Here is a 25,025-nt window from a genome sequence, read left to right as displayed (position 1 = left end):
CCCGGCTCCCGGGAGCCGCGCTCCGGCCCCGGGCGGTCGGCCCCCCGGGGCGGGCCGACGATCCGGATCTCCGGGGTGGTGGGGCTGGGGCGGCTGAGGATCCGCCACGCACGCTGGTGAAGCGGTGAAGCCGTGAGGCCCTGAGCCCCCCTACCCGGCGGCCGTCCGCACCGCCTCGATGAAGCCGCTGGTCCGGCCGAGGCCGTCCGATAGCGGGCGGCCGTAGGTGTCCCCGGCCTCCGCGAGGGAGGTCGTCCGGGTCGACCAGCCATGGGCGTCCAGCCACTTGTCGGTGTCGGGCCCGAGCCCGCCCTGCCAGAGCTCGGTGACGTGGGCCAGGGTCGGGTCGTGCGGAGTCCGGGAGACGTCCCGGCCCCGCTCCATCAGCAGGCGGCTGCCCGGGGCGGACAGCGAGCCGATGGCCGTGAGCAGCCCGGCCGCCTGCTCGGCGTCGAAGTACACGACCAGGCCCTCGGCCAGCCAGGCGGTGGGCCGCTGCGGGTCGAAGCCCGCCTCGACCAGGCGGCGCGGCCAGCCGGGGTCCAGCAGGTCGCCCGCCAGCGCCTCGCGCTCGCACTTCGGCGCCGCGCCGGCGGAGTCGAGCACCTGCTCCTTGAAGGCCAGAACCGGCGGCAGGTCCAGTTCCCACACCCGCGTCCCGGCGGGCCAGTCCAGCCGGTAGGCCCGGGTGTCCAGCCCGGCCGCCAGCAGGACGACCTGTTCCGCCCCGGCGGCCGTCAGCCGGTCGTCGTAGAAGCGGGTGCGCAGCATGATGGACATGACCAGTATCGCGGCGAGTCCGCTGAGGCGCGTCCCCTCGGGGGCTTCCGTGGGCGGCCCGGCCGCCGCGACGAACTCCGCCGCGTACGGGTCGACGAACAGCGGGTCCGGCCGGCCGCTCTCGTAGGCCCGCACCCGTGCGACGGACAGGGCGGTGCGCGAGACCGGGCTCATCGTGTCAGGCGTCGGCGTCATGCCGGACAATCTAGCGCCGCCTTACAAGTCCGGCCCGGGCAGGGGGAATTCCTCGCGCTCGTCACCCTTCCCTGGCATGATCCGGTCTGCGCCCGGCTTCGCACCGGGTGCGAACAGGGCTGGCGGGAGGGGTACGACCGGTGGGAATACCGAGGAACGCGCGGACGGTACGGACACTGGGCGGTGACGATGCCTGAGGACTCGGTCCCCCGGGACACGCCTCCGCCGCCGCCGAAGAAGTCGGAACCGCCGCCGAGCCTCCGCAAGAGGCTCTGGGCCCTCGCCCACATCCCGATCCTCCTCGCCGGTCTCGCCCTCACCGTGTTCGGCTTCGTCCGCTTCGTCGACGTCTTCGAGGAGGTCCGCACCTACCGGACCGTGCCGACCTGCGGCACTCCGGCGGCGAAGCCCGACGCGCTCTGCGCGACCCGGGAGAGCGGCCGGGTGACGAAGCGGTGGACGGAACCGGACGACGGCTCGACCACCTACAAGCTGGCCATCGCCCGCGAGACCGCACCCACCGACGACTTCAGCGTCGGCGAGGCGTTCTACGACGACGTCGATCCCGGCACCACCGTGGACCTGAAGGTCCTGCGGGGCGAGGTGATCGAGGTCAGCTACCACGGCCACCGCGCGAAGCCCCTGCACATGCCGTGGCTGAAGTGGATCGAGTTCAGCGCACTGATCGGCGCCGGGGTGGCCCTGGTGCTCACCGCCATGTACCTGGACGAAGCCGACCTCATGGCAAGCATGTTGCTGGCCTCGGGCGCGGCCGCCGCGTTCGCGACCGCCATCGGCTCGGCCATCCTGATCCCCATCCAGTGGCCCCTGGTCGTCACCCTGGTCATCGGCGCGGTCTGCTGGCTGCTCACGGCGTACGTCGGCCACCGGACCCTCGAGGAGTTCTGACCTCGCTCGGCCGCCCTGTCCGACCCCCGCACTACGCTCCCCGTATGACTGTCGCACCACACATTCCCGGGTTCGAGGACGAAGAGGTACTCCTGGGCGAGAGCCTCGCGGACGAGCCCGCCTTCTGGCTCGCCCACCTGCTCCTGGTCGCGGGGCACGACGTGGCGGAGCCGGAGGCGTACGGCGTGCCCCAGGAGGCCTACGAGGCCCTGCTGGAGCGGTTGTTCGACACCGAGGCGCCGACGCTGCTGTTGCGGGTGCCGTTCCGGCACGGCCACACCGCCTGCGTGATCTACCAGAACTTCGAGGACGAGAACGACACCGACTTCGTCGTCCACCACCCCGACTGGGGCCGGCTCGGGTTCCTCGGGCAGTTCGGTCCGCACGGCTCCGGCCCCGGGCTGTCCTGGCCGGAGCTGGTCAACCTCGCGGACTCCCAGGGCGATCCGGTCGCCGAGGGGCTCCGGGACCGGGCGCAGCGCTTCCTGCTCCTCCTCCCGGCGCTCGGCGACGCGGAGACGCCCCTGGAGGAGGCGCAGCAGGCGGTGGCCGAGGCGCTGGCAGCGGTCGGTCTCCGGCCGGATGCCGTCGGGGAGTTGGCCACGCAGCTGGTGGGCGATCCCGCGCAGGAGCCGCGCTGGTTCCTGACCCCGGACAGCCCGATCCCGATCTGCTCCTCGGACTACAGCCCCCGGCGGATACCGCTGGCGCTGGGCATCAGCAAGGATCAGGCCCACGCCCTGGCGGAGGCGCTCGGCGGACGATGAAGGCACTGAGCGATTGTCAGGTCCCGCACAAGGGAAGGAACCTCCCCACACCCGCCGCCCACCGGGAGGACCCTCTTGCACACCAGGACCAGCTGCACGGCCAGGACCGCATCCGCCCTGCTGACCGCCGCCCTCGCCGCGACCCTGCTCGGCGCCGCCCCCGCCTGGAGCGCACCCGCGCCGGACGGACGAAGCGCACCGGCGGCGGACGGCCCCCGGCACCCGGTGGAGGCCTTCGCCGAGGACGGCGGCATCTCGCGTGCCACGGCCCCGACCGCCTCCCCCTACCTGGCCGCCCCCGCCGCCGGCCTCGCCGCGCCGAGCGGCGACGGCGAGGTCACCGCCCTGATCCGCAACGGCGACCCGGCCACCAAGCTGGACGTGGTGGTGATCGGCGACGGCTACTCCGCCCAGGAGCAGCAGAAGTTCCACAGCGACGCCGCCGAGAAGTGGCGCGAGATCACCGCCGTCGAGCCGTACGCCACCTACCAGCGCCTGTTCAACGTCTGGGCGGTGTCCGCCGTTTCGCCCGAGTCCGGCGTCACCGGTGATCCGGACCAGGCGACGGTACGGCACACCGCGCTCGGCTCCTACTTCTGGTGCGACGGCGTGGAGCGGCTGCTCTGCGTGGACGAGAAGGCGGTCGAGCGCTACGCCGCCAAGGCCCCGCAGGCGGACCTGGTGATCGTGGTGGCCAACAGCGCCAAGTACGGCGGCGCGGGCTACAACGACGTCAAGTCCCCGCTCGGCTACGAGGGCATCGCCACGGTGGCGGGCGGCAACGCCAAATCCGGGCAGATCGCGGTGCACGAGACCGGGCACTCGCTGGGCAAGCTCGCCGACGAGTACGCCTACGACGGCCAGGGCACCTACCAGGGCGACGAGCCGCCGGCGGCCAACCTCAGCACGCTGACCGCCGACCGGATGCTCGACCAGAACACCAAGTGGGCTCGCTGGCTGGGCCAGTCCTCGCCCGACGGCGGGACGGTCGGCAGCTACCAGGGCGGCGGTTACTACCCGACGGGGCTCTACCGGCCGACCGAGAACTCGATCATGCGCTCGCTCGGGCGGGAGTTCAACCTGCCCGGGCGGGAGGCGATGATCGCCGGCTTCTACCGCCACGCCACCCCGCTCACCAGCCCCACCCCCACCGACACCTGGCTCACCACCGCCGACCGGCTGACCGTCGACCTGCCGGTGCCCGGCACCGTGCTGCGCTGGTACCTGGACGGGCGCGAGCAGGTCCGGCTGCGCGGGCGCACCGCGCTCGACCTCGACGCACTGCACCTGACCGGCCCCCGCTCCTGGCCGCACCTGCTCACCGCCGTCGCCACCGACCAGACCCCATCGGTGGCGGACCCGGCGCTGCGGACGGAGCTGACTGCCAGCCTGTCGTGGCTGGTGAGCCGTTAGTCGGACCGCTGATCGACCCGGCTGGTCGGATCCGTCGGGCGAGCCCGTCAGTCGGTGGCAGCGAGCCTGCCGAGGAGGTGCAACGCCTCCTCGGCAGGGCTCCCGGGTGGTGCCGGGTAGCTTATCCATCGGACGGAATGCCCCGCCGCTACGAGGTCTGCGGCGAGTCATCGCCGATGGCCTGTCAGGGCGACGGCACCGGGCCCTCCGGTATCCGGCCGTCGGGGACGGGTCGCCAGGTCCGGCCGTCGGGGAGGTTCTGCCGGGCGCCGAGGAAGTAGTCCAGGCCTTGCTCGAAGCCGAGCGGTCCGAGCAGTTCCTGCATCGGCCGCCACAGCCGTGACGGCACAGGGTACCCGCCCGCCATCATCCAGTCGTCGTCCCCGAGTTCGGCCGCGAAGAGGTGCCGGACCCGCAGGTAGTCCTGCCGGCCGAGCAGCCGGGAGGAGTGCTGGCGGTCGTCGGAGCCGTAACCCTCCAGCTCCCAGAGCACGTTGTGCCCGTCGGCGAACGGGTAGTCGCGGTAGGCGTGATCACGTTCCACGCCCACACCCTAGACGTCAAGGAGCGGGCCGGCGGGCCGTCCCCTCCGGGGGCCGGCGCCGCAGCGGCGCCAGTTCGCGCTCCAGGGTCCGGACGTCCCGGGCGATGCTCGCCGCGAGCTCCCTCGGCGCGGTGTCGCTCGACAGTCGGCGGGTCCAGGTCCGAGCCTTGGCCGGGCCGTCCTGGACCATGTGGAAGGTGAGGCCCACCACCCCGCCGACGTCGGCCAGGGTCACCAGGATCCTGGTGTCGCCGAGGTCGATGGTGACCTCGTTGCCGATGCACGAGCAGGCCACCAGGCCCTCGATCTGCTCCTCCGCCAGGTATCTGGCCAGCGGAACGGCCCTCCCCCGGACCAGAAACGGACGTGGCACCGAACCCACGGGACCCGCCTCCTCTCGCCGTACGCGTGCCGCCTCGGCCGGGCGCGGGCGCGCCGCAGGGGACCGGGCCCCGCCCATGCTCCACCACGCCGCCGCAAAGCGCCAACTTCGCGTCTCGACAGGCGAATTGAGCGCATGCACCCGACCGGCGCACCGGCGCACGACCAGGCGCACCGGGCGGCTCACCGTACGGCGGCGGGAAGCGCACGGCCGCTCCATGATCTTGCTCCGGGGCCGTCAGGGCGGGGTCGAGGCGGCGAACGGGGTACGGGCGGAGCGGCGCAGCCTGGAGTCGCCGGCTGCGCCGCTGGGTGCCGTCGCGCCGTCAGAGGGCGTCTAGCGAAGGACGCCGCGCACGGCCTCCGGGTCGGTGGGCGGGAGCGGGGCGGCCGGGGCGGCCGTCAGTGCCTTCGCGGTGGCGGGCGGCGGGGTCACGTACACCGGGGTCGGATCGGCCTCGGGGGCGCAGGTCTTGGCGATCCGTCCCTTGCCCTGGGGCAGGCTGCCGTCGCGGAGGTAGGCGGTGAAGGTGTCGTCCAGGCAGGCGTTGCCGTGGAAGAGGATCTCGTGGAAGCTGCCGCCGTTCTGGACGACCAGCTTGGAGCCGGGCAGCGCGTCGTGCATGGCGAGGCCGCCCTGGTACGGGGTGGCGGGGTCCTCGGTGGCCTGGAAGAGCAGGACGGGGGGCAGGCCCTTGCCGGTGATCTTCAGCCGGCCCGTCGGGTTGCCCTGGTAGGGCCAGAACATGCAGGCGGCGTTGTACCACATGTTGTTATAGGTGTAGAAGGGCGCGGTGGCGTTGACCTTGGCCTGGTCCTTCTTCCAGAACTCCCAGTCGCGCGGCCAGGCGTTCTCGGTGCACTGGGCGGCGTTGTAGGCCGGGAAGGCGCCGTCGTCGGCGCCGGGGGCCGCGTACTTGTTGTAGGCGATGGTCAGCGGCCGGGTGTCGTGCTGGGTGAGGTATGCGGAGAGCACGGTGGCCATCCGGGGCCAGCGCAGGAAGTTGTAGCCGCCGCCGTAGAAGGTGTCCTCGAGTTCGGCGGGGCCGATCTTGCCGGTCGCCGGGGCGGCGTCCGCCGGCTCCTTCCGCAGCGCGTCCTCGACCCGGTAGTAGGCCTGCTCGACGGCCTTGGCGTCGGTGCCCAGGTGGTAGACGGAGTCGGCCTTGGCGGTCCAGTCGGCGAAGGCGTCGAAGCGGCGCTGGTGTTCCTGGTCCTGCAGGACGTTGTGGTCGTACCAGCTGATGGTCGGGCCGACGATGCTGTCCAGCACCATCCGGCGCACGTGCGAGGGGAAGAGCTGGCCGTAGGTGGAGCCGAGCGAGGTGCCCCAGGAACCGCCGTAGAAGTTGATCTTCGGTACGCCGAGCGCCCGGCGGATGCTGTCCAGGTCGCGGGCGTTGTCGACGGTGGTCATGTGCGGCAGCAGCCAGGACCAGTCGGCCGCACAGTCGGCGGCGTAGCCGGCCGCCTTCTTCAGCCAGGCCTTCGAAGTCCCCTGGTCCGGCTGGTAGTCGGGGCGCTCGGCGTCGAAGTAGTGGGCGTCGCAGATCACATGGGGGTCGCTGCCGTTGGTGCCGCGCGGGTCGAAGCCGATCCAGTCGTAGGTCGAGGCGACGTCCGCCGGGATCTGGCCGGAGATGTAGGCGGGCATCCAGAGCCCGGAGTCGCCGGGGCCACCGGGGTTGAGCAGGATCGGGCCCTGCTGCTTGTCCTTGGGCGCGGTGGCGGGCAGCCGGTTGAGCTTGATCTTGATCTTGCGACCGCGCGGGTCGGCGTAGTCCACCGGCACTTCGAGCATGGCGCACTGGAGCGCCGGGGTCGCGGTGTCGTTGCAGGAGCTCCAGACGAGCTTCCCCTGGCCGGTGTCGACCAGGTCGGGCCCGTCGGGCTCGACGGCGGAGGCGGCGGGACCGACGATCCCGCCGAGGGTGGCCACGGCCGCGGCGGCCGAGAGGAGGGCGATGGCTTTTCTCATGGGGAGCATGATGTGACATGTGCAATGGCACATCCAGGGGGTGAACCGGACTTTACCAAGCTTTGACCATCCGTACGAAACCGCCCGCGGTCTGCTGGCAGGCCCGCCGCACCTGCCGCGAGCGCCGCCGCCGACCGGGCCGAGAGCGGCTTTTCAGGCAGCGATGGCAACGTTCGGTAGCAGACTGACTCCCCTCCTCGATGGGCGTGTACTACTCAACAGACAGTTGTCGCTGCCGTGTGCCGACCAAAGACGTCATCCACACGGGCCGGGCGCCGGTGCCGACTAAGGATTGAGGGTGCACCAACTCCGGTACTGCTGGCGCACGTAGTGGCGCTGGTCGCCCTCGACCTCGATCTGGTCGTGCGCCACCAGCTGCCCCGCCGCCCGCAGGGCGATCGCCAGCGCCAGGCCGTCCCCGTCGCGCAGGAACACCCGGTCGGACAGCGCCGCGCGGCGCAGCAGGTACTCGCGGCTGAGCCGGATCCGCCGTTTGACGGCCTTCCCCAGTACCTCGAGGTCACCCCGCTCGTCCTCGATCTCCGGCGCGCCCGCGTAGGCCCGCTCCGGTCCGGGTGCCCCCTCGACCGGCGGGGTCCACACCGGCCTCGGCGGCAGCCGCGGCAGGCCGCGCACCCTGAGCACCTCATCGGCGAACTCCGGGAGGTCGACGGTCAGTTCGTGTTCGCCGAAGACGGCGAAGAGCTCGGCCAGGGCCCGGGGCGGGACGCCCTCCGGGGTGTCCTGCTCGGTGACGTCGATCCGGCCGAGGCGCGGGCCCCAGAACCGGCCGGGCGGCTCGGCGAGGCGCAGCCGCAGGGTGAGGTGGTGGCCGTCGTTCTCCTCGTCCCGGCCGAGTTCCATCGCCAGCCCCCGGACGTCCGCCCAGGCGTAGCGGCGCGGTACGAGCAGCCGCACCAGGGTGAGCCCGTCCTCGTCCGCGCGCAGCCAGTACGCGTGGGGCGCCGCGAAGGCCGCGACGGCGACGATCGCCGCCATGACCAGGAAGACCGCTCCGGTCTCGGCCGTCTCCGTCTCGGTGAGGACGATCGCCACGACCAGCGCCACCATGGAGCTGACGCCGATCAACTCCCCCCGTTGCTGCATGAACCCCAGCCGCACCACGTTCCGTCCCCCTTCGACACCCTCACGCTCCCGGCCGGCGCCCGCCCCGGGCAACCGGCCTCGCGAAGCTGTGACAGCCCCGTGACGACCCCTCAGTGCCCGCGCAGCCGCCGCACCAGGTCGCGGGCGGCCTGCGGCCACTCCGGGTACGCGAAGGCGAAGCCCGCCCCCAGCAGCCGGGTGGGCACCACCCGGCGGCTCTTCAGCAGCAGTTCGCTCTCCGAGCGGAGGGCGAAGGCGCCGAGCTCCGCCATCCAGCGCGCGGCGGGCAGCCCCATCGGCATGCCCCAACGCGCGCGCAGCTCGCGCATGAACTCCCGCTGCGGCAGCGGGTTCGGGGCGGCGAGGTTGACCGGACCGCTGAGCTCCTCGTGCTCGATCAGGAACTCGACGGCGCGGGCGAAGTCCCGCTCGTGGATCCAGGACACGTACTGCGCGCCGCCCGCGATCGGCCCGCCGAGGCCGAGCCGGGCCAGCCAGGACAGCGAGTCCAGGGCGCCGCCGCGCTCGGGGCCGAGGACGACGGCGGTGCGCAGCGCGAGGCGGCGGGTGTGCGGGGTGTCGGCCCGGGTCTGGGCTTCCTCCCAGGCCCGGGCGATGTCGATGCTGTACCGCCAGGAGGCCGGGGCGTCGGGTTCGCTGCCGCCGATCCGCCCGGTCAGCTCGTCGTTGGGCGCGTCGTGGCGGTGGGCGTAGACGGTGGCGGTGCTCATCTGCAGCCAGACGGCGGGCGGCCTGCGGGCGGCGGCGATCGCCCGGCCGACGGCCCGGGTGGAGTCCACCCGGGAGTCCATCATGGCCCGCTGGTTCTCCGGCGTGTAGCGGCAGTTGACGCTGCGCCCGGCCAGGTTGATCACGGCGTCGCTGCCGTCGATCTCCGCCGTCCAGGCGCCCGGGGTGCGGCCGTCCCAGCCGACCTGGCGGGGCCCGGCGGGCCGTCGGCTCAGCACCACGACCTGGTGGCCGGCGGCCGTCAGGCTGTGGTCGAGCAGGTTCCCGAGCGCGCCGGAGCCGCCGGGGATGACGATCTTCATGAGTTCCCCCTCTTCTTCGGCAGCGAGCCTAGCGGGAGAACTGAACGCGTTCAATTCAGCACCTCCCCAGCTCGGCGCGGCGGATGACAACGGGCTTCATCGGGGAGGGGTTCACTCCGTCGCGGCGCGGCAGGCCGGCGGCGATGGACGAGCGGCTGCCGCCGGCGCGGTGCAGGACGAGGCGGCGGTCGGTGGGCAGTGCGCGGTGGCGGGCGGGGAGTTCGGCGAGCGGGAGGTGGAGGGAGCCGGGGACGGCGCCGGCCTCCCGCTCGTCGGCGGTGCGCACGTCGACGACCAACGGCGGCTGCCCGCCCGTGAGTTGCTCACGCGGGATGTGGACGGTGAGCCGGGCGCCCCGGCGCATCAACTCGGCGTGGGCGGTGAACGGGTCCGCGGGGTCGACGCCCAGGTCTCAATCGCTCCCAAGGTCGCGAGCGGGTGGCGCGGGCCGTTGCGCGCCGGGATCGACGCCCACCGCCACGACGACCACCAGATCGCCTACGCCGCCCGCGGCGTGGTCGCCGTCACCACCGACGCCGGCTCCTGGGTCGCCCCCGGCAACCGGGCGCTCTGGATCCCGGCCGGCACCGTCCACGCCCACCAGGCGCACGGCCGGCTCGAACTGCACCTCGTCGGCCTGCCCGCCACCGAGAACCCGCTCGGCCTCCACCGGCCCACCGTGCTCGCCGTCGGCCCGCTGCTGCGCGAACTGATCGTCGCCTACACCCGCGCCCCGGAGGAGGACAGCCCCGAACGCCCCCGGCTGCGCGCCGTCCTGCTCGACCAGCTGCGCGCCTCGCCCCAGCAGCCGCTCCACCTGCCCACGCCCGGCACCCCGCTGCTGCGGTCCCTGTGCGCGCTGCTGTACGCCGACCCCGCCGACGGCCGCACCCTCGCCGAACTCGGCCGGGCGGTCGGCGCCAGTGACCGGACGCTCTCCCGGCTCTTCCGCGCCGACCTCGGCATGACCTTCCCCCAGTGGCGCACCCAGCTGCGGCTGCACCACGCCCTGGTGCTGCTCGCCGAGGAGCAGCCGGTCACCGCCGTCGCCCACCGCTGCGGCTGGTCCTCCGCCAGCGCCTTCATCGACGTCTTCCGCCGCACCTTCGGCCACACCCCGGGCCGCGCCGGCGGTCCCCCCGACCAGCGTCCGGCACGCTGAACAGCCCGGTTGTCCGTCCCGGGTGGCAGGCTGGGGGCATGTGCGGCCGCTTCGTCTCCACCACCACGCCCCAGGACCTCGTCTCGCTGCTCGGAGAGCTCCGGTGGGACCCGGCCGAAACCCTCGCGCCGAGCTGGAACGTCGCCCCCACCGACCCGGTCCCGGCCGTCCTGGAACGCCTCGACCGGGACACCGGCGAGGTGCTGCGCCAGCTCCGTCCGCTGCGCTGGGGCCTCGTCCCGTCCTGGTCCAAGGAGCCGTCCGGCGGCGCCCGCATGATCAACGCCCGCTCGGAGACCGTCGACATCAAGCCCGCCTTCCGCAAGGCCTTCACCGCCCGGCGCTGCGTCATCCCCGCCGACGGCTACTACGAGTGGCGCGAAGTGCCCGCCACCGCCGACCGCAAGAAGTACAAGCAGCCGTACTTCCTCAGCACCGGCAGCGTGATGCTGATGGCCGGCCTGTACGAGTTCTGGCGCGACCCCACCCGCCCCGACGACGACCCGCTCGCCTGGCTCGCCACCACCACCGTCATCACCACCGACGCCACCGACTCCGCCGGGCGCGTCCACGACCGGATGCCGCTCACCATCGCCCCCGACGACCTCTCCACCTGGCTCTCCCCCGGCCACACCGACCCGGCCGAGCTCCACCACCTGCTGCGCCGCCCCGCCGACGGCGCCCTACGGGTGCGCGCCGTCCCACCCACCGTCAACAGCGTGCGCAACAACGGCCCCGAACTGCTCGACACCGCCCCGGACCCACTGGGCCTCGCGGACTGAGCCGCGCCGTCGGCGGAATCCGCTGACAGGACGGTTCGCCCGCACTGCGGTGGTTCTACCGCAAGGACGGGCTGATCCCAGGGGTCGACCACCACGACGGGAACGCCGTTACGAGCTCTCGGGGAGCGTCCGCGACGGCTACTCGGTGATGGCCGCCCTGAAGATCACCGGCTTCGCGGGCGCGGTGTTCCGGGCGGTCAAGGACTTTCGGCAGGTCTCGCTGAGCACTGACCAACTCGCCGCTCTGGCAGCCACCTTGCACCTCGGCCGGCATCTGGCCCAGAAGATGGCCTACGGCTGGACGGCCGGCCTCGGCCACGGCGAGGGCATGTTGATGGACGCGGCGACCTGCTCGCCCACGAGCTCCGCCAGCTCACGGGCGAACTCCAGGCCCCGACCGGTGTCAGCGCTGGCGCACCGCCGTGAAGCCGCAGACCGGCGTGCAGAGCGTGACGATGCCGCTGTAGCGGTAGTTGGTCCGGCCCCGGGTGATGGTGTGCACCGTCAGCTTCTCCCGCAGGGTGGGCTGGTGGCAGCGCGGGCAGGCGGCGGTGACCGGATTGCCCCAGGGGCGCTTGGGGTTGAGCTTGGTGACCGCCACGCCCATCAGGACGACGGACAGCCCGGTGCCGACGAAGCCGACCACCTGCCACACGCCCTTCCCGGATTCCCGGCGGTCGATCATCTCCTGGTAGCCGAAGGTGCCTCCGCCACCGTGGTTGGACCAGATCCGGCACTCGTCGCCCTGGGTCATGGTCTTCCCGTCACAGGTCGGGGCGCTGGTCGGGTCGGTCTTGCCGACCACCAGGGCCAGGAACAGCCCGAGCCCGGCCAGCAGGAGCAGGACCACGATCGCCGTGGTCCGGCTGCGGCCGGTGTGCAGACGCGTGCGTTCCTTCACCGCCGTCTCGATCACAGCGTGCGCCATGTTGCTGCCGTCGACCGCCACCACGTGTCTCCTGAAGTTCGCGTCCTGTGCGTGGATGTCCCCCGGCGGGCCGGGGTTGACACGAACCCACCATGATCAGCACGTCCCCGCGCGGAACTTGTCCAGACCTTGACCTCACCGTGACGCGTCCGACGCTCAACCCCGCGGTGCCGCCACCGAGGCCAGGTAGGCACTCGCCTTCTCCGGGTCGAGGAGCCACTCCTCGACGTCCGTCGGGTTGTCGAAGGAGTTGGCGAACCGGTCCGCCACCGCGGGGAGTTGACCGGCCGCGCCGAGCAGCTCCACCGCGTGCGGGGGAGCCGGGGCGAGCATCGCGTTCGTCCAGGTGGTGACGGCGCGCGCGGTGTCCGTCCAGAAGCGGTCGAAGGCGGACTGCTGGAAGTCCCGGTCGAAGGGCTTGTCGCCGTGCGCGAGGATCGCATCGAGGTACAGCGCGGCGCACTTGGCCGCGTTGTTGGCGCCCTGGCCGGTGATCGGGTCGTTGGTGACGACCACGTCGGCGACGCCCAGCACCGCCTCACCGCCCGGCAGTTCGCCGACCGGACGGCGGACCACCGGGGTGAAGCGCCCGGCCAGGGTGGCTCCGGCGTCGGTGAGCTCGACGCCGGCGCGGGCACGGTCGTACTCCCAAGGTGTGAAGGTCTTCATCAACTCCAGCATCACCCGCAGGTGTTCGGCCGGGTCGCGGAGCCCGTCGAAGGCGTCCGCCGGACCGCCCGGCTGGGCCTCCCAGAACAGGATGTCGCAGGGCCCGGCGGCCGTCAGGGCCGGCATGACGAAGAACTCGCCGATGCCGGGCACCAGGTTGCAGCGCACCGCCGGGAAGTCGTGCTCGGGGCGCGGCGCGAGCCCGTAAACGTAGCTCACGGCCAGCGCGCGCTGCGGCCGCAGGTACGGGGACCGCTCCTGGTCGCGTTCGAACAGCGAGGCCAGCTTGCCCTTGCCGGAGGCGACCAGCACCAGGTCGTACGAGCCGGCGAGGTGCTCGAGGTCGGCGGCGCTCACCTGGCGCAGTTCCACCCGGCCGCCGCGGGCGGCGAAGGTCTCCAGCCAGGTGGACATCTTCAGCCGCTGGTCGACGGACTGCGCGTAGCCGTCCAGCCGCCCGACCCAGTCGATCACCCGGGCCGATTCCGGCCCGCCGACCGACACGCCGACCCCCTCGATCCGGGGCGCCCGCTCGGCCCACAGGTCGAGGCCGAGGGCGCGCTCGGTGCGCAGCCCGGAGTCGAACATGCACTGGGTGGACAGCACCCGCCCGTCCCGCACCTCCTGCGCGTCGCGGTCGGTCAGCAGCGTCACGTCGTAGCCGTGGGACTGCAGCCCGAGGGCCAGTTGGAGGCCGGCCTGCCCGGCGCCGACGATCAGGATCCTGCGCATCGCCCCTGCTTCCTTGGTGGTCCGTCCGGCCCGGCGGCGCCCGCTCCGCCCGGTTGCCAGTGGCCTGGATATCAGGCCGGAGCGCCCGCGTCCACGGCGCGGACGGGGCGGGCGCCCCGGGCCGGGTAGGCGCCGGGGAGTGGACGCGGCACCGGGATGGCGATTTGAAAAATTCTTCAATTTCATAGAGGCTGGCCAGCCGCCGACACCCGCGCCGACCGGACAGAACAGGACAGCCAGAGCCCATGAGCGACACCCTTCCCCCGTGCCCCTCGTGCTCCAGCGAGTACACCTACGAGATGAACGCCCTGATGGTCTGCCCGGAGTGCGGCCACGAGTGGGTGCCCGCCGAGGGCGGCGCCGAGCCGACGGCCGGGGCGGGCGGGCGGGTGATCCGGGACTCGGTCGGCAACGTGCTGAGCGACGGCGACACGGTGACCGTGGTCAAGGCCCTCAAGGTCAAGGGCAGCGTCTCCGGCATCAAGGCCGGCACCAAGGTCCGCAACATCCGCCTGGTCGACGGCGTGGACGGCCACGACATCGACTGCCGGATCGAGGGCTTCGGCGCGATGCAACTCAAGTCCAGTGTGGTGAAGAAGGCCTGAGCAGACGTCTGACCGTGGAGCCGGCCCGTACGAGCAGCACGCTCGTACGGGCCGTCGCCGTTCCCGCCACACCTCCGCCCGGAACCGGGACGGATTCCGGCGGCTGCGTCCAGCCTGCGGCGTGAGCGGGGACCACCCACGGTGGACCCGTCGTCGGACCGGCGGTGCGTGGCCAAGCGTCGGTGGACGTATCAAGCTGGTGTGGTCAGCGTGTGCGGGCCCGCCCCGCGCCGACTCCCATGACGAAGGACCCTTCATGGCTGCCACCACCCCCTCCGCCTCCACCGACGGCGTCGTGCGCGCCGTCCGGATCGCCGCCCCGGGCGTGGATCCCGAGCTGGTCGAGGTTCCGCTCCGCGAGCCCGGCCACGGCCAGGTCCGCATCGCCGTCGAGGCGTGCGGCGTGTGCCACTCCGATCTGCTGATCGCGGCCGGCATGCTGCCCGGCACCACCTTCCCGGTCACTCCCGGTCACGAGATCGCCGGCCGCATCGACGCCCTCGGCGACGGTGTCGAGGGCTGGACGGTGGGCGACCGGGTCGCGGTCGGCTGGTTCGGCGGAAGCTGCGGGCGCTGCGACGCCTGCCGCGACGGCGACGCCATCAACTGCGCCCAGCTGCAGGTCCCCGGTGCCGCCTACCCGGGCGGCTACGCCGACTCCGTCATCGTGCCCGCCGACGCGCTCGCCGCCGTGCCGGACGAGCTGACCGCCACCGAGGCCGCGCCGCTGGCCTGCGCCGGAGTGACCGTCTTCAACGCCCTGCGCCGCTCCGCCGCCCGCCCGGGCGACACCGTGGCGATCCTCGGCCTGGGCGGCCTCGGCCACCTGGGCGTGCAGTTCGCCCACGCGATGGGCTTGCGCACCGTCGCGATCGCCCGCGGTTCGGAGAAGGAGCCGCTGGCCCGCAAGCTCGGCGCCGACCACTACGTCGACAGCACCGCCGGCAGCGTCGCCGAGGCCCTGCAGGCGCTCGGCGGCGCAAAGGTGGTCCTGGCCACCGTCACCGACGCCGACGCGATGTCCGCCACCATCGACGGCCTGGGCCGCCGCGGCGAACTCGTCATCGTCGGCGTGTCCTCCGACCAACTCACCGTCAGCCCACTGCAGTTGCTGACCGGCACCCGCAAGGTCTACGCCCACGCCTCCGGCGCTGCCGTCGACACCCAGGACACCCTGCGCTTCGCCGCCCAGACCGGCGTGCGGGCCTGGATCGAGGAACTCCCGCTGGAGGAGACCGGCGCCGCCGTCGCGAAGATGACCAGCGGCCAGGCCCGGTTCCGCATGGTCGTCACCACCGGCCGCTGATCCGTACCCCCTGCCCGCCGCACCGCCGGGGAGCCCTCGGCCGGGTCATCGCCTCCGACCTTCGCCTCCGGCTTAACCCGGCCGGCCCGAACCCTCGGCAGGCCAAGCACTCGCAAAGCCCCCGCCGTCGACCGGCCGTGTCCGCATAGGCTGTCCGGGCCCGAACGGCCCGGCCAGTGCCGGAGGGGGCGGGCGGCAGGTCACAGAGGTACGCAGGGGGGACGCAGCACGGTGTACGAAGAACACGACGAGCATTTCCACGAAGAGGACCACCACGACGACCACCTCGTCCACGCCGACCACGAGCAGGCCCCGGGCCGCTCGCGGTCCCGCCGGGTCTGGCTGGTGGCGGTGGGCGGGGTGTTCGCCGCGCTGGTGGTCGTCGGCGGATACGGCGCCTACAACGTCCAGCCCGGCACCCTGACGTCGGTCGCCCGCGACCAGTTCGGCCTCGGCCTGCAGTGGCGGATCGGCATCCCCAGCCGGGACGCCACCATCCCGGTCCCGGGTAACAAGGACGAGGCCGCCGCCGAGTACATCGGTCAGGGCCAGATCCAGGTGAACTCGCTGCTGATGGCCTCCGTCGCCGCCACCGTGCAGAGCGGAACGTTCCGTCAGCCCGTGCTGCGCGAAGACGCCAAGCGCGTGACGGCCCCCGGCCGTCTGCCCGCCGACGTCGCCCAGAGCCTGCGCTCGATGATGGCCAGGACGGCGACCCAGGGCACCGCGCGGGCCCCGATGTCCGGGCTGAGCGGCCAGATCGGCGCCAAGACCGGCACCGTCGAGGCCGGTGACCGCCAGGCCACCAACAGCTGGTTCATCGCCTACCGCAACGACCTCGCCGTCGCCGCCGAGGTCGAGGGCGGCGGCCATGGCAACAGCGCCGCGGGTGTGGCCGCGGCCCAGGTCCTGAAGGCGGGCGGCAAGGGCTGACCCCGCCCGCAGTCAGAGCAGCTCGACCTGCTCCGGAGTCATGCAGTGGGTGTACTCGCCCACCTCGACGGTGTATCCCGTCGGCGGCTCCAGCGCGCACTCCCACCAAAGCCCGGTGACCCGCCCGACGGCCCCGGTCGGCCCGCCCTCCGGGGCCGGGCCGACCAGGATCCGCACCCGGGTGCCCTCCGGCAGGTCACTGCGGTAGCGGGGCGGCAGGTCCGCCCACCGGCCGCCCAGCGCGGCCAGGAACTCCGGCCGCAGCCGCCACGGGCTCCCGTCCTCGGTCACCACCCCGTACACCGGTCCGTCGCCCTCGACCTCGCAGCCGACCACCACACCCCGGCTGCCGACCATCCCCTCCCCCAGCCACCCCGCCTCCGGCACCGGCGGCTCGGGCGTGACCAGTTCGACCAACTCCCCGTAACCCAACCGCGCCTGCGCCGGCCAGGGCGTCTCGTCCAGCAGCCACCGATGCCCACCCGTCACGCCCGTACTCCCGTCCCTGTGGATCTCCGCGCCACGCTAGCAGCACCGGGCACGCCGCAGCCCTTGGTTCGTCGTCAACCCACCCGGACAACACACGCTCAGTGGGCCTCGCCTACGGCGTACGGCCGGGCACCCGGCGGAGGGGCCGTGCGACCGCGATGCTGGCCGCCGCGCTGGGCATCAGCGGGGCGCTGCTGACCTGCGACGAGACGAACACCGCTTCCCGGCGGGTGCTGCGGCGGTGGCGCAACCTGCTCGGGCGCACCATGTGGGACTTCCCCGGTGGCCGGACCGGCGGTAACCACTACCTCGTGCTCGGCCTCGACGGCGGGCAGGGCGCCGATCTCACCGTCCCGCCCGACCAGGACGACCTCATCGCCTACGGGCCGCTGCTGTCCGACGACCGCGCCGACCGGCTGTGCACGGCGGCCCTGGTCCGGGCACCGGACCCGGACACCGCACGCGCCCTCCTGAGGCCGGACCGGTACGCCGACATCGAGGTGCCCGACTGACGGTTCGGCGGCCGCCCGTCCTGACCCGGGCCACCGGGCCCCTGGGGTCTCCACGAACGGTCGAAGGCGGTCCGGGGTCCAGCGCCACCGACTCCGGACCGCCTTCCGTCACCCGGCCAGGGCCGTGCGGAGGAACTCGAGGATCTCCGCCCGGGCGGCCTCGGCCTGGGGCTCCACGCCCGGCAGGCTGAGGAACGCGTGCCGCGCTCCCGGGTACTCGGTGAGCCGCACGGGCGTCCCGGCCGTCCGCAGTCGCTCGGCGTAGCGGCGGCCGTGATCGGCGAGCGCGTCCCGGGTCGGTACCACGACCAGCGAGGGGGCGAGCCCACCCAGGTCGTCCGCGTACAGCGGCGAGACCGCCCGGGCGTCAGCGCCCGGCGGGACGGCGAGCCGCTGGAGGAACCGCAGTTGCGGCAGGGCGCGGGTCGGGCTGTAGGCGTACTCGGCGATCGAGGGGTGGTCGAGCGCCGTCCCGGTCAGGTCGACCGCCGGGTTGACCAGCACCTGCGCCCTGAGCCGCAGGCCGGCCTCCCGGGCCCGGATGGCCGTCAGGGCACAGATCAGCGCGCCGCAGCTCTCCCCGAAGACGGCCGTGCGGGCCGGGTCGACGCCCCACCGCGGGGCGTGCCGCAGTACGTGCCGGAGGACGTCCCAGCCGTCGTCGACGGCGTTCGCGATCGGGCTGTCCGGGGCGACGAGACGGTGTTCGACCGAGACGACGAGCGCGGGCAGCCGCGCGGCGATGCGGCTGGCCACCCAGTCGCACTGCACCGCCGTGCCCACGAAGCCGCCTCCGTGGACGTGGATCACGAGCGGCAGGTCGGTCGGGGTGTCGGGCCCGCCGTCGCCCGTGGACGCCGGCCGGTACACCCGGACCGGGAGGTCGCGGCCCGGCAGCGTCACCTGTTGCCATTCGATCGCGGCGCCGGGGTCCGGCTCCCCGAGGATCGCCCGCGCCGCACCGGAGGCCCGCCAGCCGTTCTCCGCGTCGCGGTAGGCGATCAGTTCCTCGGTCGTCATCGCCGAGAAGTCCGGCTCCGGCGGCCGCTGCACCGCAGTGCTCTCGCTCATGTTTCCCCCTGTTCCGGGCCTCTCGACCCGCCTGTGCACCCAAGTATGCACGCACCGCGTGCAACGGCAAGCGCATGGACTAGACTGACCGCGGACGAGAGGGGCGAGATGGCAGGCCGAAGGCGTTGGTCGACCGAGGAGATCCTGGACACGGCGGCGGAGCTGCTGCGCACGAGCGACGCCGAGTCGTTCAGCGTGCGCAAGCTCGCCGCTGCGCTCGGAACCGACTCCTCCAGCCTCTACCGGCACTTCCGCAACAAGACGGAGCTGCTGCGCGCGGTCGCCGACCGGATCCTCGTGGCCGCGATGGAGGGCTACCGCCCGGAGGGCGACTGGAAGCAGCGCCTCACCGCCACCGCCCTGCGCCTGCGCGCGGCGTTCGGCCGGCACCCCCAACTCGCCGCGATCTGGGGGCGCTACGCGTCCGGCGGCGCCGGCTCCAGGCTGGTCATGGAGGAGGTGCTACAGGCGCTGCGGGCCTCGGGCCTGCCGGATGAGGCGGTTCCGCTCCGCTACCACCGGACCGTGGTCCTCCTCGCCTCGCTGATCGCATCCGACGGCGGCATCGGCACCCTCACCCCCGACGAGTACGAACAGGGCATGGAGCAGTTCCGGGTCGCCGTCCTCGGCGCCGACCCGGAGCACTTCCCCGCGCTCGCCCACTTCGCCCGCGAGATCCGCCCCCTCGGGGCCGATCGCCGCGCCGCCTTCGAGGAGATCCTCGCCGCCCACCTCGCCGGGATCGAGGCCGCGATCCCCTGATACCCCGCCCCGGGGCGGCGCCGCCGCGCACGACCCGGCTACGCCCCCGTCACGGCGAGCCGCCATTCACCGGCCGCCAGGTCGAGCGTCGCCGCGTACCCGGCCCGCCCCGGCAGTTCCTGCCCCAGTCGCCAACTCTCCGTCAGCGCCCACAACTCGACGGTCAGCACGCCCTCCGAGGCGGTACCGAGGGCTCCGGCCCAGTTCGGGCTCGCGCCCAGCAACCGCCGCGTCAGCGCCTCGCCGGGCTCCGGAATCCCGATCGTCACGTCCTCGCCGTCCCCCACCAGGGTGGATCCGGCCAGCAGCGCCAGCAGCCGACCGAGCAGCGCCGGGGGCAGCGCCGGATCGTTCGTCTCCACCGCCAGGTAGCAGTCGTCGTGCCCGGAGTACCAGAACCGCGCCCCGTCGACGTACGGCAGGACCGGCACGTCGAAGTCACCCGTGTCCAGGGCCACGGCCAGCTCGTCCAGTTGCTCCGGGCCGGTCCCCTCCGGCACGCCGGCCAGCACCAGGTTCTGCGGGTACCAGTCCTCGAGGAAGCGCGGCAGGTCGTCCCGGTGCATCACCAGGAACTCCTCGCCGATCCCGTTCGCACCGGTGGTCGACACCCCGACCCGGTGGACGGCGCACTCGACCCCCTGCTCGGCCGCGATCCGCGCCGGCGACCACAGTTGGTCGTCGGCGTCCAGGAAGCTGTACGTCTCCACTCCCGCGACCACGACCGTCTCGTTCGCGGCCCGCGTGAGCACGTCGACCAACTCCCGGGCCTGGGCGGCGGCCGCGCTGACCAGCCACCAGCCGTCGACCTCCCGGACGCCGAAGCTCAGCGGGAACGGCTGCCGCTCCAGCCCGACACAGTTCACGCTGAACGCCCCGTGGCGCGCCACTTCGATCACTTCCGCATTCCCCTCGCCCCACACCTCGTGATCATTTCCGCTCACCCTCTCACACCGTCAACACCCCGGCGGGGTGGCCGAGGGCTCGACTGCAGGCGGTGCGGACGCCCCCCTTCAGCGCCGCCGCGCCCACCACAGGGCCTCCGCCTCCCGCTCGGCGGCCACCGTCGGTGACAGCCCACCGCCTCCTCCACCCGCCCCTGCCGCACCAGCAGGTGGGCGAGCTCCCTGGTCGCCCCCAACGCCGGGGACGACCGGAGCAGCTCGACGGCCTCCCCGACCCGGCCGTCCAGCTCCAGCACGGACGCCGGCGCAATGTCCGGTACGTCGGAATACCTGGTCGCGGGCATGCTCCCCGAGGTCGGCGCGGATCTTCAGGTGCCGCAAAGCACTGCGGGGCAGGCGGTGGCCGCCTACGCGCTCGGCGTGGTGATCGGCGGGCCTGCGGTGACCATGGCGACCGCGCGGCTGCCCCGCAGGCCCCTGGCGCTCGGACGGCGGTGCCCACCGGGGCACTGCCGAGGTGCACCGCGTGCGTCGCCGACAGCAAAGGCGAGGAGATCGGGGACTCCTCGCCACTATCAAGGTAGCGCCCACGGGGGGCCTTGCCGCAAGGCCCCCCTCCTGGCGCAGAATCGTCGCCCGCGGCCGGAACCTGGCGAAATACGCGGTTCACACCTTTCATGCGCCGGTGTCCTGAATTGCCGGCCTCCTTCGAACTCCCTGGGGGATCTTCTGATGATCGACGTGATCGTGGTCGGCGGCGGCCCGACCGGCCTCATGCTGGCGATCGAACTGCGGCTCCAGGACGTGCGGGTGGTCGTGCTGGAGCGGCTGACCGAGCCGACCGGGGAGTCCCGCGGCCAGGGTCTGCACGTGCGCAGCGTGGAGATGATGGACCAGCGCGGACTGCTGGACCGGTTCCTCGCGGTGAGCGGGAGGTTCCAGGTCGGCGGCTTCTTCGGGCACATCCACAAGCCCTGGCCGCAGACCATGGACACCGCCCACCCGTACGGCCTCACCGTCGAGCAGCCGGTCACCGAGCGGCTGCTCCACGCGTACGCGCTGGAACTGGGCGCCGAGATCCGGCGCGGCCGGGAGGTGGCCGGGCTCAGCCAGGACGACGGCGGGGTGACGGTCGAGCTGGCGGACGGCACCCGGCTGCGCTCGCGCTACCTGGTCGGCTGCGACGGCGGCCGCAGCACGGTGCGCCGGCAGCTCGGCATCGCCTTCCCCGGCGAGCCCTCCCGGGTCGACACCCTGCTCGGCGAGCTGTCGCTGGCCGAGGATCCGGCGACGATCGAGGCGGTGGTCACCGAGGTCCGTCGCACCGAGCTGCGCTTCGGCGCCGTCCCCCGGGGCGAGGGCGCCTACCGCATGGTCGTGCCCGCCGCGGACGTGGCCGAGGACCGCGTCGAGCCGCCCACCCTGGAGGAGTTCCGGCAGCAGCTGCGCGCCACCGCCGGCACCGACTTCGGCGCGCACTCGCCCCGCTGGCTCTCCCGCTTCGGCGACGCCACCCGGCAGGCCGAGCAGTACCGGGTCGGCCGGGCCTTCCTGGCCGGCGACGCCGCGCACATCCACCCGCCCACCGGCGGCCAGGGCCTCAACCTCGGCATCCAGGACGCCTACAACCTCGGCTGGAAGCTCGCGGCCGCTGTTCACGGCCGCGCCCCCGCCGGCCTGCTGGACAGCTACCACACCGAGCGCCACCCGGTCGGCGCCCGGGTGCTGGCCAACACCCGGGCCCAGATGACCCTGCTGGGCGGCGAGCCCGGCGCGGTCGCGCTGCGCGAGCTGCTCTCCACCCTGATGGACTTCGAGGAGGTGAACCGGTACATCACCGAGATGGTCTTCGGGGTCGGCGTCCGCTACGACCTCGGCGAGGGCCACCGGCTGCTCGGCCGCCGCCTGCGGGACGTCCGGCTGAAGCAGGGCCGCCTGTACGAGCGGATGCGCGGCGGCCGGGCGCTGCTGCTCGACGCGACCGGCGGCGGCCTCTCGGTGGCGGGCTGGGCGGACCGGCTCGACCATGTCGTCGACCCCGCCGAGGAGTTGGACGCCCCCGCCGTACTGCTGCGCCCCGACGGGTACGTGGCCTGGGTCGGCGCCGACCAGCAGACCCTGGACGAGGCGCTGGCCAGGTGGTTCGGCGCTGCCGGCGCCTGAGCGGGGCGGAGGTGGGCGGATCAGTCAGCCCGCGGGCCCGGGTCGATCCTGAGCAGGGAGCGCTTGGCCGTACCGTCCGGCTCGTACACGGTCCGGTACAGGTACGGGCGGTCCGAGCCCGGGAACAGGACGACGCCCTCCTCGACCACCGGCCGCTGCTCGGCGATGGCCCGGAGCCGGTGGTCGGCGTCGGCCGGGAACTCCGGCTCCGGGGTGCGTCGGTGGCGTCCGGTCACGGCTCCGCTCCGTCCTTTCCGTGGTCCTGTCCGAGGTCCTGTCCGAGCCACGAGCCCGCCCGGGGCGTCCGGGCGGGCTCGACGTTCGGTGAGCGCGGCTGCGGTGTCACTACCTCGGGCCGAGCTTGATCATCGCGAACGGGGCGTCCTGCGGGTCCGCGACCACCGCCATCCGCCCGGCCGCCATGTCGAAGGGCCGGGCGAGGACGCTGCCGCCGTGCTTGACCACCGTGTCCGTGGCGGAGTCCACGTCGTCGACCGCGAAGTAGCTCAGCCAGTGCGCGGGGGTGCCCGGCGGGTCGTTCTCGAGCAGCGTGGCGCCCCCGACCGGACGGCCTCCGACCTTCAGCTCCCAGTACTGGATGTCGCCCTCCACCGGCACGAAGTCGATGCCGAACGCCTCGCCGTAGAAGGCGGTGGCGCCCCCGATGTCGTCGGTGTGGAGCTCGTTCCAGGTCAGCGCGCCCGGCTCGTTGACCACCCCGGCGCCGGAGAAGTCCACCGCCTGCCAGACGCCGAACACCGAACCCTGCGGGTCGGCGGCGACCAGCATCCGACCGAGGCTGCCGACGTCCATCACCGGCGCCAGCAGGGTGCCGCCGGCCGCCACGATCGCGTCCTGGGTGGCCTGGGCGTCGGTGGTGGCCAGGTAGCTGGTCCACACGGTGGGCGGCTCCGGCATGCCCTCGGGAGCCGTCGCCGAACCGATGCCGGCCGCCGCCTGACCGTTGAGCCGACAGACGGCGTACCCGCCGAACTCGGCCGGGCCGACCTGCCCCTGCCAGCCGAACAGATCACGGTAGAAGTCCAGCGCGGCCTGCTGGTCCTGCGCCATCAGATCGACCCAGCACGGGGTGCCGGTCAGGTACGGGGTGGTGATTACGGGCATGCTCGCTCTTTCCTCGGGAGGTCCCCCGCCAGTCACCCTCCCGTCCCACCCCGGCATCCGCCACCCGACACGCCGCCCCCACGGCCGGGGCTCGGACGGCCACGCGACCTCGATCCGGTACCACGGCGCGCGGGATTGATCCGGACCTCACTGTTCGTCAGTCCTCCAGGCCCCGGCCGGCCGCCCCTCGACCAGCTGCGACGGGCCCTGCGTTCCTCAGCCCGATGAGCGCAGCGCGCGGCCGAGCTCTCCGACCAGCACGCGCGGGTGCCGTCGCCACCACCACAGCTCCGGCGGCGGGATCCGGTGGAACCGGTCGAGGGCGACGCCGTCGTCGTCGACGGTCGCGGCGCGGAACCTCCGGTCGAGGGCCTCGATCCGGGCGGTCCAGAGCAGTACGGTCCGGTCGTCGAGCAGCAGCCACGCCTCGTGCAGCCAGTTCCGGCAGTACAGGTCGTTGGCGTACTCCGCGACGTCGTCCTGGTAGCCGCGCTCGACCTCGCCGACCAGCCGGGCCCAACTGCCCACCCGCTCCTCGACGGTGAACGCCTTGCGCCAGCCGCGCCGGTGCAGCCGTTCGCCGACCGCCACCTCGTTGTTCCCGGGATTCATCGCCTTAAGGCTCTCACGCCACCGGTAGGGTACGCGGATCACGGACACGGAGAGGCGGTTCGCGCAGGTGGCGGTCGAGGCAGTGGCGCAGGCGCAGTTGGCGGGTGCGGCGCGGGCCGCTCTGGGCGGCGGGCGGCGGCTGGCCGCCGTGGAGCGGATGGCGGGCGGCAGCAAGAAGGGCGTGTACCGGCTGGTGATGGACGACGGGACGACGGCGATCGCCTACCGCTGGGCCGACACCGAGAACTACTGGCCTGCCGCCGAGGGCGACGACGACCTCGCCGACCCGTTCTCCCCCGGCCTCGGACTCGACCTGTTCGAGGCGGCGCACGCACGGCTGGCCGGGCTGGGCGTCCGCGTCCCCGCGATCCGGCTGGTCGACCGTGCCGGTGGGTACGGTCCGGCCGACCTGGCGGTCGTCGAGGACGTTCCCGGCGACAGCCTGGAGGCCCTGCTCGCGCGCGATCCGCGGGCCGCCGCCCCGGTGCTGGCGCGGCTCGGGGAGGCGCTGGAGGCGATGCGCGGCCACCGGGCGCCCGGGTACGGCAAGGTGGCCGTGATCGACGCGGGCGGCGCCTCGCACGGGACGTCCTGCGAGGGGGCCGTCCTGGACCGTGCCCTGCGGGACCTGGCCGAGGCGGCGGCGCGCGATCCCCGGGTGGCGGCCGCCCGGGAGCGGCTGGCGGAGCGGCTGCGGTCCCTGGCGGCAGCGGTGCGGCCGCGGGCGGAGTACGCCGTCGTGCACGGCGAGCTGGGGCCCGACCACGTCCTGGTGGACGCGGCAGGGCGGCCCGTGGTGATCGACCTCGAGGGCTCGATGTACTTCGACGTCGAGTGGGAGCACGTGTTCCTGCGGATCCGGCTGCACGACGCCTACCGGCCGTTGGAGCCGGCCGGGTTGGACGAGGACCGGCTCGCCCTCTACCTGCTGGCGCAGCGGCTCTCGCTGACGGCGGGGCCGCTGCGGCTGCTGGACGGGGACTTCCCCGACCGGGTGGCGATGGCGGGCATCGCCGAGTTCAACCTGAACCGGGCGCTGGACCTGGTTGGTTGAACAACGGTCCGGCGGGGCGCTGCCCGGGGACGACCTCTACGCCGCCCTCGCCCGCACCCAGCTCCTCACCGTCTGAGCGGGCCCCGCCG

Annotated in this window: 26 protein-coding genes and 1 pseudogene; 12 read left to right on the top strand and 15 right to left on the bottom strand. The window is 73.4% G+C overall.

What is annotated here, in order from left to right; genetic code table 11:
• Window positions 1-150: 150 nt before the first annotated feature.
• On the bottom strand, window positions 151-975 hold the full coding sequence (locus ACWCYO_RS31120; RefSeq protein ID WP_449786077.1) for an SAM-dependent methyltransferase: 825 nt from the start codon (window positions 973-975) through the stop codon (window positions 151-153).
• 183 nt (window positions 976-1,158) lie between these two features.
• Between ACWCYO_RS31120 and ACWCYO_RS31115 the strand changes: the two genes are divergently transcribed.
• From ACWCYO_RS31115 to ACWCYO_RS31105, 3 genes are all read left to right on the top strand, one after another.
• On the top strand, window positions 1,159-1,884 hold the full coding sequence (locus tag ACWCYO_RS31115) for a hypothetical protein (RefSeq protein WP_449786076.1): 726 nt from the start codon (window positions 1,159-1,161) through the stop codon (window positions 1,882-1,884).
• A 44-nt stretch (window positions 1,885-1,928) separates the two neighbouring features.
• Window positions 1,929-2,651, top strand: coding sequence for a hypothetical protein (locus ACWCYO_RS31110; protein ID WP_449786075.1), 723 nt, complete (start codon window positions 1,929-1,931; stop codon window positions 2,649-2,651).
• Window positions 2,652-2,726: 75 nt separating this feature from the next.
• Window positions 2,727-4,064, top strand: coding sequence for a M64 family metallopeptidase (locus ACWCYO_RS31105; RefSeq protein WP_449786074.1), 1,338 nt, complete (start codon window positions 2,727-2,729; stop codon window positions 4,062-4,064).
• 184 nt (window positions 4,065-4,248) lie between these two features.
• On the opposite strand, the gene ACWCYO_RS31100 is transcribed toward ACWCYO_RS31105, so the two are convergent.
• From ACWCYO_RS31100 to ACWCYO_RS31075, 6 genes are all read right to left on the bottom strand, one after another.
• The gene (locus ACWCYO_RS31100) at window positions 4,249-4,608 is read right to left on the bottom strand and encodes a hypothetical protein (RefSeq protein ID WP_449786073.1); all 360 of its coding nucleotides are present in this window, start codon (window positions 4,606-4,608) and stop codon (window positions 4,249-4,251) included.
• A 16-nt stretch (window positions 4,609-4,624) separates the two neighbouring features.
• Window positions 4,625-4,981: a hypothetical protein gene (locus ACWCYO_RS31095; RefSeq protein ID WP_270139617.1), complete on the bottom strand. Its 357-nt coding sequence runs from the start codon at window positions 4,979-4,981 to the stop codon at window positions 4,625-4,627.
• 345 nt (window positions 4,982-5,326) lie between these two features.
• A complete protein-coding gene (locus tag ACWCYO_RS31090) occupies window positions 5,327-6,967 on the bottom strand; it encodes an alpha/beta hydrolase (RefSeq protein WP_449786072.1) in 1,641 nt (546 codons plus the stop codon).
• A 285-nt stretch (window positions 6,968-7,252) separates the two neighbouring features.
• The gene (locus tag ACWCYO_RS31085) at window positions 7,253-8,074 is read right to left on the bottom strand and encodes a PH domain-containing protein (RefSeq protein ID WP_449786071.1); all 822 of its coding nucleotides are present in this window, start codon (window positions 8,072-8,074) and stop codon (window positions 7,253-7,255) included.
• Window positions 8,075-8,184: 110 nt separating this feature from the next.
• Complete coding sequence (locus ACWCYO_RS31080) at window positions 8,185-9,126, bottom strand: TIGR01777 family oxidoreductase (protein ID WP_449786070.1); 942 nt, start codon at window positions 9,124-9,126, stop codon at window positions 8,185-8,187.
• Window positions 9,127-9,181: 55 nt separating this feature from the next.
• Window positions 9,182-9,490: a rhodanese-like domain-containing protein gene (locus ACWCYO_RS31075; RefSeq protein WP_449786069.1), complete on the bottom strand. Its 309-nt coding sequence runs from the start codon at window positions 9,488-9,490 to the stop codon at window positions 9,182-9,184.
• A gap of 51 nt (window positions 9,491-9,541) precedes the next feature.
• Here ACWCYO_RS31075 and ACWCYO_RS31070 point away from each other — a divergent pair, with 51 nt between their 5' ends.
• On the top strand, window positions 9,542-10,288 hold the full coding sequence (locus tag ACWCYO_RS31070) for an AraC family transcriptional regulator (protein WP_449786078.1): 747 nt from the start codon (window positions 9,542-9,544) through the stop codon (window positions 10,286-10,288).
• Between the two features lie 38 nt (window positions 10,289-10,326).
• Entirely contained in the window at window positions 10,327-11,070 is a 744-nt protein-coding gene (locus ACWCYO_RS31065) for an SOS response-associated peptidase (RefSeq protein ID WP_449786068.1), read from the top strand.
• A 403-nt stretch (window positions 11,071-11,473) separates the two neighbouring features.
• On the opposite strand, the gene ACWCYO_RS31060 is transcribed toward ACWCYO_RS31065, so the two are convergent.
• Window positions 11,474-12,019, bottom strand: coding sequence for a hypothetical protein (locus tag ACWCYO_RS31060; RefSeq protein ID WP_270139629.1), 546 nt, complete (start codon window positions 12,017-12,019; stop codon window positions 11,474-11,476).
• Between the two features lie 135 nt (window positions 12,020-12,154).
• A complete protein-coding gene (locus ACWCYO_RS31055; RefSeq protein WP_449786067.1) occupies window positions 12,155-13,399 on the bottom strand; it encodes a styrene monooxygenase/indole monooxygenase family protein in 1,245 nt (414 codons plus the stop codon).
• Window positions 13,400-13,644: 245 nt separating this feature from the next.
• Here ACWCYO_RS31055 and ACWCYO_RS31050 point away from each other — a divergent pair, with 245 nt between their 5' ends.
• The 3 genes from ACWCYO_RS31050 (at window position 13,645) to ACWCYO_RS31040 (ending at window position 16,243) form a co-directional block, all read left to right on the top strand.
• The gene (locus tag ACWCYO_RS31050) at window positions 13,645-14,004 is read left to right on the top strand and encodes a zinc ribbon domain-containing protein YjdM (RefSeq protein WP_449786066.1); all 360 of its coding nucleotides are present in this window, start codon (window positions 13,645-13,647) and stop codon (window positions 14,002-14,004) included.
• A gap of 256 nt (window positions 14,005-14,260) precedes the next feature.
• Entirely contained in the window at window positions 14,261-15,310 is a 1,050-nt protein-coding gene (locus ACWCYO_RS31045; RefSeq protein WP_449786065.1) for an alcohol dehydrogenase catalytic domain-containing protein, read from the top strand.
• A gap of 231 nt (window positions 15,311-15,541) precedes the next feature.
• Window positions 15,542-16,243, top strand: coding sequence for a penicillin-binding transpeptidase domain-containing protein (locus ACWCYO_RS31040; protein WP_449786064.1), 702 nt, complete (start codon window positions 15,542-15,544; stop codon window positions 16,241-16,243).
• Between the two features lie 12 nt (window positions 16,244-16,255).
• On the opposite strand, the gene ACWCYO_RS31035 is transcribed toward ACWCYO_RS31040, so the two are convergent.
• Window positions 16,256-16,732 (bottom strand): hypothetical protein, encoded by a 477-nt coding sequence (locus ACWCYO_RS31035; RefSeq protein ID WP_449786063.1) that lies wholly within the window; start codon window positions 16,730-16,732, stop codon window positions 16,256-16,258.
• A gap of 230 nt (window positions 16,733-16,962) precedes the next feature.
• On the opposite strand from ACWCYO_RS31035, the pseudogene ACWCYO_RS31030 reads away from it, so the two are divergent.
• Window positions 16,963-17,244, top strand: a pseudogene (locus tag ACWCYO_RS31030) (YciI family protein); the annotation flags it as partial.
• Between the two features lie 108 nt (window positions 17,245-17,352).
• Here ACWCYO_RS31030 and ACWCYO_RS31025 read toward each other — a convergent pair.
• Window positions 17,353-18,315, bottom strand: a complete 963-nt coding sequence (locus tag ACWCYO_RS31025) for an alpha/beta hydrolase (protein ID WP_449786062.1) — start codon at window positions 18,313-18,315, stop codon at window positions 17,353-17,355.
• Window positions 18,316-18,423: 108 nt separating this feature from the next.
• Here ACWCYO_RS31025 and ACWCYO_RS31020 point away from each other — a divergent pair, with 108 nt between their 5' ends.
• Complete coding sequence (locus ACWCYO_RS31020; RefSeq protein WP_449786061.1) at window positions 18,424-19,077, top strand: TetR/AcrR family transcriptional regulator; 654 nt, start codon at window positions 18,424-18,426, stop codon at window positions 19,075-19,077.
• 38 nt (window positions 19,078-19,115) lie between these two features.
• On the opposite strand, the gene ACWCYO_RS31015 is transcribed toward ACWCYO_RS31020, so the two are convergent.
• On the bottom strand, window positions 19,116-19,976 hold the full coding sequence (locus ACWCYO_RS31015) for a hypothetical protein (protein ID WP_449786060.1): 861 nt from the start codon (window positions 19,974-19,976) through the stop codon (window positions 19,116-19,118).
• A 738-nt stretch (window positions 19,977-20,714) separates the two neighbouring features.
• Here ACWCYO_RS31015 and rox point away from each other — a divergent pair.
• Window positions 20,715-22,145: a rifampin monooxygenase gene (gene rox / locus ACWCYO_RS31010; RefSeq protein ID WP_270139646.1), complete on the top strand. Its 1,431-nt coding sequence runs from the start codon at window positions 20,715-20,717 to the stop codon at window positions 22,143-22,145.
• A 20-nt stretch (window positions 22,146-22,165) separates the two neighbouring features.
• Here rox and ACWCYO_RS31005 read toward each other — a convergent pair whose 3' ends face one another.
• The 3 genes from ACWCYO_RS31005 to ACWCYO_RS30995 form a co-directional block, all read right to left on the bottom strand.
• Entirely contained in the window at window positions 22,166-22,381 is a 216-nt protein-coding gene (locus tag ACWCYO_RS31005) for a hypothetical protein (protein ID WP_270139648.1), read from the bottom strand.
• A 109-nt stretch (window positions 22,382-22,490) separates the two neighbouring features.
• Window positions 22,491-23,270 carry a VOC family protein gene (locus tag ACWCYO_RS31000; RefSeq protein WP_270139650.1) on the bottom strand — a complete coding sequence of 260 codons (780 nt, stop codon included), beginning with the start codon at window positions 23,268-23,270 and terminating at the stop codon, window positions 22,491-22,493.
• 216 nt (window positions 23,271-23,486) lie between these two features.
• Complete coding sequence (locus ACWCYO_RS30995; RefSeq protein WP_449786059.1) at window positions 23,487-23,882, bottom strand: hypothetical protein; 396 nt, start codon at window positions 23,880-23,882, stop codon at window positions 23,487-23,489.
• 67 nt (window positions 23,883-23,949) lie between these two features.
• Here ACWCYO_RS30995 and ACWCYO_RS30990 point away from each other — a divergent pair, with 67 nt between their 5' ends.
• Entirely contained in the window at window positions 23,950-24,936 is a 987-nt protein-coding gene (locus ACWCYO_RS30990) for a phosphotransferase family protein (protein WP_449786058.1), read from the top strand.
• Window positions 24,937-25,025 lie beyond the last annotated feature (89 nt).

Source organism: Kitasatospora sp. NPDC001683, assembly GCF_053596495.1.
The sequence above is the reverse complement of the archived record's forward strand: the minus strand, read 5'-3'. Positions and strand labels throughout refer to the sequence as shown.